The sequence below is a fragment of the Streptomyces sp. NPDC127177 genome, from assembly GCF_042672475.1.
Classification (GTDB): Bacteria; Actinomycetota; Actinomycetes; order Streptomycetales; family Streptomycetaceae; genus Streptomyces.
Genome location: NZ_JBHXUW010000032.1, coordinates 85,184 through 92,524 on the forward strand (window position 1 = coordinate 85,184; position 7,341 = coordinate 92,524).

Annotated in this window: 7 protein-coding genes; 3 read left to right on the forward strand and 4 right to left on the reverse strand. The window is 71.8% G+C overall.

Annotated elements, in window-relative coordinates:
• Positions 1–36: 36 nt before the first annotated feature.
• Entirely contained in the window at positions 37–1,359 is a 1,323-nt protein-coding gene (locus ACFVJX_RS20820; RefSeq protein WP_384125982.1) for an MFS transporter, read from the reverse strand.
• Positions 1,360–1,528: 169 nt separating this feature from the next.
• Between ACFVJX_RS20820 and ACFVJX_RS20825 the strand changes: the two genes are divergently transcribed.
• The gene (locus ACFVJX_RS20825) at positions 1,529–1,864 is read left to right on the forward strand and encodes a hypothetical protein (RefSeq protein WP_384125985.1); all 336 of its coding nucleotides are present in this window, start codon (positions 1,529–1,531) and stop codon (positions 1,862–1,864) included.
• Here ACFVJX_RS20825 and ACFVJX_RS20830 read toward each other — a convergent pair.
• Together ACFVJX_RS20830 and ACFVJX_RS20835 are read right to left on the reverse strand one after the other, a co-directional pair.
• Entirely contained in the window at positions 1,815–2,180 is a 366-nt protein-coding gene (locus ACFVJX_RS20830) for a DUF2809 domain-containing protein (protein ID WP_384126183.1), read from the reverse strand. The two genes, ACFVJX_RS20825 and ACFVJX_RS20830, sit on opposite strands and share 50 nt — an antisense overlap.
• Before the next feature lie 50 nt (positions 2,181–2,230).
• Positions 2,231–3,463 carry an MFS transporter gene (locus ACFVJX_RS20835; protein ID WP_384125988.1) on the reverse strand — a complete coding sequence of 411 codons (1,233 nt, stop codon included), beginning with the start codon at positions 3,461–3,463 and terminating at the stop codon, positions 2,231–2,233.
• Positions 3,464–3,613: 150 nt separating this feature from the next.
• Here ACFVJX_RS20835 and ACFVJX_RS20840 point away from each other — a divergent pair, with 150 nt between their 5' ends.
• On the forward strand, positions 3,614–4,609 hold the full coding sequence (locus ACFVJX_RS20840; RefSeq protein ID WP_384125991.1) for a GlxA family transcriptional regulator: 996 nt from the start codon (positions 3,614–3,616) through the stop codon (positions 4,607–4,609).
• A gap of 230 nt (positions 4,610–4,839) precedes the next feature.
• On the forward strand, positions 4,840–6,012 hold the full coding sequence (locus tag ACFVJX_RS20845) for a serine hydrolase domain-containing protein (protein ID WP_384125993.1): 1,173 nt from the start codon (positions 4,840–4,842) through the stop codon (positions 6,010–6,012).
• Between the two features lie 44 nt (positions 6,013–6,056).
• Here the strand turns inward: ACFVJX_RS20845 and ACFVJX_RS20850 are convergent, their stop codons facing one another.
• Positions 6,057–7,121, reverse strand: a complete 1,065-nt coding sequence (locus tag ACFVJX_RS20850; protein WP_384125996.1) for a Zn-dependent alcohol dehydrogenase — start codon at positions 7,119–7,121, stop codon at positions 6,057–6,059.
• Positions 7,122–7,341 lie beyond the last annotated feature (220 nt).

The window sequence follows — 7,341 nt, forward strand, 5'->3', positions numbered from 1 at the left end:
TGCGGCTGAGCGGCGGCGCGGCTCGGGCCGTCGCGTTCACAGGACGACGGCGCTCGCCGGATTCCGCCGGATCACCAGCGCCATCAGCGCCGCCGTCGCGCACAGCGCCCCCGAGGCGTACCAGACCATGTCGTACGAGCCGAACACATCGCGTGCCACCCCGCCCAGGAACGCCACCACGGCGGCGCCCACCTGGTGGGAGGCGAGGACCCAGCCGAAGACGATCGCGCTGTCCTCGCCGTACTGCTCGCGGCACAGGGCCAGGGTCGGCGGGACCGTGGCGACCCAGTCCAGACCGTAGAACACGATGAAGAAGACCATCGGCGGGTGCACCGTGGGCGCCATCAGCATCGGCAGGAACAGCAGCGAGATGCCCCGCAGCGCGTAGTAGACGGCCAGCAGCCGCCGGGCGTCGAAGCGGTCGGTGAGCCAGCCCGAGAAGATCGTGCCGATGATGTCGAAGACCCCGATGACGGCGAGCAGCGAGGCGGCGGCCGTGATGGGCATGCCGTGGTCGTGCGCCGAGGGTACGAAGTGCGTACGAATCAGGCCGTTGGTCGAGGCGCCGCAGATCGCGAAGGTGCCGGCCAGCAGCCAGAACGGCCCGGTGCGGGCGGCGTCGAGCAGTACGCGTACGGTCCGGCTCGCCGCGCCCCGCGCGGGCGCGGGCTTCTCCACGTACGTACCGCCGTACGGGGCCAGGCCCACATCGGCCGGGTGGTCGCGCATCAGGAGCCAGACGAGCGGGACGACGACCAGGGCGGCGAGTGCGACGGTCACCGAGGCCGGTCGCCAGCCGTGCGCGTCGATGATCCAGGCGCAGAGCGGGAGGAACACCAGCTGACCGGAGGCACCGGCCGCGGTGAGGATGCCCGTGACCAGGCCCCGGCGGGCGACGAACCAGCGGTTGGTGACCGTCGCGGAGAAGGCCATCGCCATCGAACCGCTGCCGAGGCCGACGAGCAGCCCCCAATAGATCATCAGCTGCCAGGCCGCCGTCATCCAGACGCCGGCCAGCGCCCCGGAGGCGACCGCGGTGAGCGCGACGACCACGACCCGGCGGATGCCGAACCGGTCCATCAGCGCCGCGGCGAAGGGCGCGGTGAGCCCGTACAGCGCCATGTCGATCGACACCGCGAGGCCGATCTCGCCGCGCGACCAGTCGAACTCCGCGTGGAGCGGGTCGATGAGCAGCCCGGGAAGGGAGTTGAACGCGGCGCCGCCGATGATCGTCACGAAGGTGACGGCAGCGACGAGCCAGGCACGGTGGAAGCGTGGCGGCTGCCGTGCGTCGGGGGCTGTCCGCCGGCGGATGCCCCGGGCGGAACTGTCGGTTGTCTGGGTCACGTCGCCAAGCATCCGGTCCCGGCCGCGCACCCACGAGTGGCCCGAGGGCCACTGTTCGCAGGGATCGGGCCACACGTGCGAACCGTGCGGCACGGGCCACGGACCGGACCGCGTACGCTCTCCTGCTCCGGCGGTCCGCACACGCACGCGTGCCGCTCCACCTACGTCCTCGGGGGACCTCATGCAGTGGGCCGCACGTCAGAACTTCCATCACCGGTCCGTGCTGATGCAGGGGTGGGGCGTCGTCCTGCTGCTCGTCGCCTGCGCGTTGTGGATATGGCTGGCGTTCCTGCTGGTGGACCAGCAGGACGCGTACTGCTACCGCACGGTTTACAACTGCGTGTTGGTCACCTCCCTGCCCAAGCAGCTCACCATCCTGGCGGTGTCCGTGCCGCTGTCCGTGCTCGGTGCCGCGCTGCTCGTCGGCGGCAGTGTGCGCCGGCAGACGAGCGCGCACGTCCTCCAGGTCATCGAGATGCAGAAGTCCGAGGACCGCGCCCGCGCGAACGGGAAGTAGCAGCCACCTGGACACCCCAGGCGACTGCCGCGCCCACCGCGTACCAGAACAGGTCGGGCGCGTTGAACGTCGAGCCCAGCACCAGCCGTGCCACCGCGCTGTGCCGGGACAGGTCCGCCGGCACCCCGGTGAGCTGGAGCAGCTCGACCGCCCAGCTGATCCCGAGCCCGGTCCCGGCCACCGTGAGCGGCCGGGACCGGGGTGCGCACAGCGCGACGAGCGCGCAGATCAGGACCGTGTAGAGCGCGTCGCCCGCGTACTTGGCGCCAGCGCCGTCCGAGACGGTACGGACGCCGAGCCCGGCCGCGACCGTCATCAGGGCCGCCGCCGCGGCCCACACCCGGCCGGTGCTCCGGACGCGCGCGGTCACCCGATCCGCTCCAGCCGCCGGATCGGACGGGCCGCCAGCAGCACGCCCACCGCCAGCATGTTGATCACCGCTCCGGCCAGCAGCACCTCGGGGGCACCCACCAGATCCGCGACCGGGCCCGCCAGCGCCCGGCCCGCCGCCAGCATCAGCAGCGACCCGGCCACGTCGTAGGCGTGCAGCCGGTTCAGCGCCTCCGGCGGCACCTGCGTCTGGACGGACGTCGACCACATCACCAGCCAGAACGCGAACGCCGAACCCGCGATGAACTGCCCGGCACCCAGCGCGAACACGGGCAGCCCGAGACCCAGCACCAGGAGGTTGACGCACACCCCGGTCAGCGCCATGGCGCCCGCCGCCAGCGGACGGGGCGGCCGCAGCCGCAGGGCGAGCAGGCCGCCGACGACACTGCCCGCGCCGTTCACCGCCATCATCGCGCCGTACGTCCCCGAGCCGTGCGCCTCGGTGATCTCGACCGCGGTCAGCGGAAGCATCGGGCCGAGCACGGTGAACCCGTACACCGTCCAGACGGCGATGACCCCCCACAGCCAGCTGCGGGCCTTGAACTCACGCCACCCGTCGACCAGTTCGGCGACGAACGTGCCGCGCTGCGCATCGTCCGAAGGGGCCGGGGACAGTCGGAGCAGGAAGAGGCAGATGCCGGAGACCAGGAACGTCGAGGCGTTCGCCGCGTAGACCGCCCCGGCGCTCGCCAGCCCCACGAGGGCGCCCGCGAACGCCGGGCCCGCCATGGTCATCAGCGCCTCGGAGACGCGGAGCACCGCGTTGCCGCGCTGCACGTCGGACGCCACCCGGGGCACGGTCGACGCGACCCCGGGCTGGAAGAGCGCCGCCCCCACACCGGCGACCGAGCTCAGCGCGTACACCGCCCACAGGGGCGGGTTGCCGATCGAGAAGGAGACCGCGAGCGCACTGGCGCCGATCAGCCGCAGAGTGTCGGCGATGATCATCATCCGGCGTGGGGTGAACCGGTCGGCGAGTACGCCGCCGAACAGCACGAACAGCGCCAGCGGGCCCATCCAGGCCGCCAGCGCGTACCCCACCGAGGAGTGCGGGCGCCCGGCACCCAGCAGGCCGGCGGTGAGCGCCACCGGGATCATTCCGTCGCCGAAGAGCGCAGCGGTACGGGCGACGAAGAAGAGCCGGAAGTTGCGGTTCCAGAGCCGGTCGGGCCCGACCGGCAGGGACGGCAGCGGGGGCAGCGCGGGCATCGGGGACAACGGGAGCGCAGGGGACGAATGACGCAAAGCACTCTCGCGGTCAGCGGCGGGAATGCATGCGTGGTCTGCTGACTTTTCCTTCACACCGATGACATGTATCAGCTTATGGTCTATACCAGCTAGTGGTGAAGGGAGACCGTCGTGCCGCACCGAGTCGTCGTCCTCGCCCTCGATGGGGCGCTTCCGTTCGAACTGGGCATCCCGCAAAGGATATTCGGCCGGTCGCTCGAGCTCGAACCCCTCAACCGGGGCCAGACGCTCTACGAAGTCGTCACCTGCTCGATCCGCCCGCCCGGCCCGGTCCGCACCGACGCGGACTTCACGATCACCGTCCAGCACGGCCCGGAGGCACTCGCCACCGCCGACACGGTGGTGATCCCCGCCAGTTACGAACTCGGCCCCGTCCACACCGAGGGCCGGCTGACCGACGAACTCGCCGCCGCCCTGTCGTACATCAGGCCCGGCACCCGGATGGTCTCCATCTGCACCGGTGGGTACGTCCTGGCCGCCGCCGGGTACCTCGACGGGCGTCCCGCCACCACCCACTGGTCCTCCGCCGACCACTTCCAGGGACTCTTCCCGGCCGTCCGGGTCGATCCCGACGTCCTGTTCATCGACGACGGAGACGTCCTGACCTCGGCCGGTGTCGCCGCCGGGATCGATCTCTGCCTGCACATCGTGCGCCGCGACCACGGCACCGCCGTCGCCAACGACGTCGCCAGGCGCACCGTCGTACCGCCGCACCGCGACGGCGGCCAGGCACAGTACATCCAGCGCCCGGTCCCCGACGTCCAGCTCTCCGGCACGACCGCCGCACGGGCCTGGGCGCTCGGCCGGCTGGAACGGCCGATCCTGCTGCGCGACATGGCCCAGCAGGAGTCGATGAGCGTACGCACCTTCACCCGGCGCTTCCGTGAGGAGGTCGGGATAAGCCCCGTCCAGTGGCTGACCCAGCAACGCGTGGAGCGGGCCCGCCAACTGCTGGAGTCCACCGATCTGTCGATCGACCAGGTGGCCCGGGACGCCGGCTTCGGCACACCCACCTCGCTTCGGCAGCATCTCCAGGCGGCGCTGGGGGTGTCGCCGACGGGGTACCGGCGGACGTTCCGGGCTACGGCGGCCGGGAGCCGCGCCTGAGCGGCTCGGGCTGCCGGGGCTGCCTCGCCAGCTGCCCTGCCGTGGGGGTATCCCCCGGCGCCGCCTGAGGACAGCGCGTCGGCGCATCGGGGTGAAAGCCGGATGGGCCGAGCGTCCCTCCGCTGATGGGATGGTGGCCAACCGCCGGCTCCCGAGGGCGAAGAGACCGCGGGCCACAGTCCGAGCGGGTTCCGGAACCAGCAGGCAACCCGACCAGTAAGGGGATCACCATGCACGTGTCCCAAAGGTGCCGGCGCGGTCGGCGCGGCCGGCTCGTCCTGACCGCCCTGAGCGCCCTGGTCCCGGCTCTCCTCGTCGCATCGACCGGGCCGACAGCGGCGGCGAAGCCGCGGGCCGATCCACTCCAACAGCAGGTGGACACCGTCCACGCCACCGGGGCCGTCGGTGTGTCCGCCGAGGTGACAGCGCCCCGCACCCGCGACAGCGCGCACGCCGGGACGGCCCGGAGGGGCACCACCAGACCGATGCCGCAGAACGGCAGGTTCCGGATCGGCAGCGCCACAAAGACCTTCACCGCCACCGTCGTCCTGCAACTCGTCGGCGAGGGACGGGTGTCCCTGGAGGACACCGTCGAACAGTGGCTGCCGGGAGTGGTCCAGGGCAACGGCATCGACGGACGCCGGATCACTGTGCGACAACTGCTCCAGCACACCAGCGGCATCCCCGACGTCGCGCCGGAGATACCCGCCCTGAACAGCGCGGACGGCTACCGGGCCGAACGGTTCCGCGGTTACACCCCCGAGGAGTTGGTGAGGCTGGCGATGCGGCACCGCCCCGAATTCTCCCCGGGCAGGGACTGGTCGTACTCCAATACCAACTACGTCATCGCCTCGATGATCATCCACGAGGTCACCGGCCGGAGCTGGGCACAGGAGGTGAACGAAAGGATCATCCGTCCGCTGGGCCTGAGGGACACCGGTGTGCCCGGCGCCTCTCCGTTCATCCCGGGCCCGCACGCCCAGAGCTACGCCGCGTTCCGCACCGACAGCAGTACCGATGTCACCGTGCTCAACACCAGCATGGCCGTCGGCTCCGGTTCACTCGTCAGCACCACACACGACCTGAGCCGCTTCTACACCGCCCTGCTCGGCGGACGCTTGCTGCCTCCGGCGCAGCTCGACGAGATGACGACCACCGTGCCGGCGACCGAACTGGGCATACCCGGCGTGAGGTACGGGCTCGGTCTGGGCGAGCTTCCGTTGCCCTGCGGTGGCAGCTACTTCGGTCACCCCGGCGAACTGCTCGGCTACCACAGCTGGGGCGGCGTCACAGCAGATGGCACCAGGACGGCCGTCACGTACGTCACCAGTGACGGCGGCCAGGGTACGCAGCAGGCCATGAGCACGCTCGTGGGACAGGAGCTGTGCCGCGCCCGCCCCTGATCGCCCTCCCCGGGTGTGCGCCGTGGCGGAGCACGACCGGGGCGCTACGCCGCCGCACCCCCGAACACCAGCACCCCCCGGGCCACCCGCCCGTGGTGGGCGTCGTCCGCGGCCTTGGCGAAGTCCTCCACCGGGTAGGTCTCGGTGACGAGTTCGTCCAGCAGCAGCCGGCCCTCCCGGTACAGGTCCGCGTACAGGGCTATGTCGCGCTGCGGGCGCGAGGAGCCGTAGCGGCAGCCCAGGATCGACTTGTCCAGGTACATCGACGAGACGAGGAACGACGCCTCGGCCGTCGCCGCCGGTACGCCCAGCAGCACCGCCTGGCCGTGCCGGTCCAGCAGGTCGATCGCGGTACGGATCAGCTCGGTGCGGCCCACGCACTCGAAGGCGTGGTCGGCGCCGTGCGGCAGGATCTCCCGGACGCCGTCCGCCGAGGTGAGGAAGTGGGTGGCGCCGAACTGCCGGGCCACCGCCTCCTTGTCCGGGTTGGAGTCGACCGCGACGATCGTCAGCGCGCCGGCGATCCGGGCGCCCTGGATCACGTTGAGCCCGATGCCGCCGGTGCCGATCACGACGACGCTCTCGCCGCGGTCGACCTTGGCCCGGTTCAGTACGGCTCCGACTCCCGTCAGCACTCCGCAGCCGATCAGGGCCGCGGAGGTCAGGGGCAGGTCCGGTGGGATCCTCACCGCCTGCACGGCTTTGACCAGGGTCCGTTCGGCGAACGCCGAGTTGGACGCGAACTGGTAGAGCGGCTTGCCTCCCCGGGAGAACGGCTGCCCCGGCATCCCGATCGCCTTGCGGCACATCGTGGGCCGGCCGCGGTCGCACTGGGCGCAGGCGCCGCAACTGGCCAGCGTGGACAGGGCCACGTGGTCGCCGGGGGCGACGTGGCTCACGCCGGCGCCGACCGCCTCGACCACGCCTGCGCCCTCGTGGCCGAGTACGACCGGCAGCGGGAAGGGGATCGTGCCGTCGATCACCGACAGGTCGCTGTGGCAGAGGCCGGCCGCGGCCACCGCCACGAGTACCTCGCCGGGGCCCGGGTCGCGTATCTCCAGGTCGTCGACGACCTCGGTCCGCTTGCCGTCGAAAACGACGCCTCTCATCTCGGCTCCCTAGGTAGGCCGAGCGCGTGCTCGGCGGTGGTGGTTTCGCGGATGCTGCCGGGGCCCCTGTTTCGCCCGCACCGGGGCCGTCCGGTTCCTGGGGCCAGGGGCCCTTCCAGCCCGTCCGATTCCTGGGGCCAGGGCCCCTTCCAGCCCGCGATGCCGGGGGCCAGCGGCCCCTTCCAGCCCGTCCCGGCGATTGAGGACCGGGGTCCGGGGC

What these genes read in the sequence shown, in the direction of transcription:
- ACFVJX_RS20820 (WP_384125982.1), bottom strand. Translation starts at nt 1,359, where the DNA reads ATGCTTGGCGACGTGACCCAGACAACCGACAGTTCCGCCCGGGGCATC.
- ACFVJX_RS20825 (WP_384125985.1), top strand. Translation starts at nt 1,529, where the DNA reads ATGCAGTGGGCCGCACGTCAGAACTTCCATCACCGGTCCGTGCTGATG.
- ACFVJX_RS20830 (WP_384126183.1), bottom strand. Translation starts at nt 2,180, where the DNA reads ATGACGGTCGCGGCCGGGCTCGGCGTCCGTACCGTCTCGGACGGCGCT.
- ACFVJX_RS20835 (WP_384125988.1), bottom strand. Translation starts at nt 3,463, where the DNA reads ATGCCCGCGCTGCCCCCGCTGCCGTCCCTGCCGGTCGGGCCCGACCGG.
- ACFVJX_RS20845 (WP_384125993.1), top strand. Translation starts at nt 4,840, where the DNA reads ATGCACGTGTCCCAAAGGTGCCGGCGCGGTCGGCGCGGCCGGCTCGTC.
- ACFVJX_RS20850 (WP_384125996.1), bottom strand. Translation starts at nt 7,121, where the DNA reads ATGAGAGGCGTCGTTTTCGACGGCAAGCGGACCGAGGTCGTCGACGAC.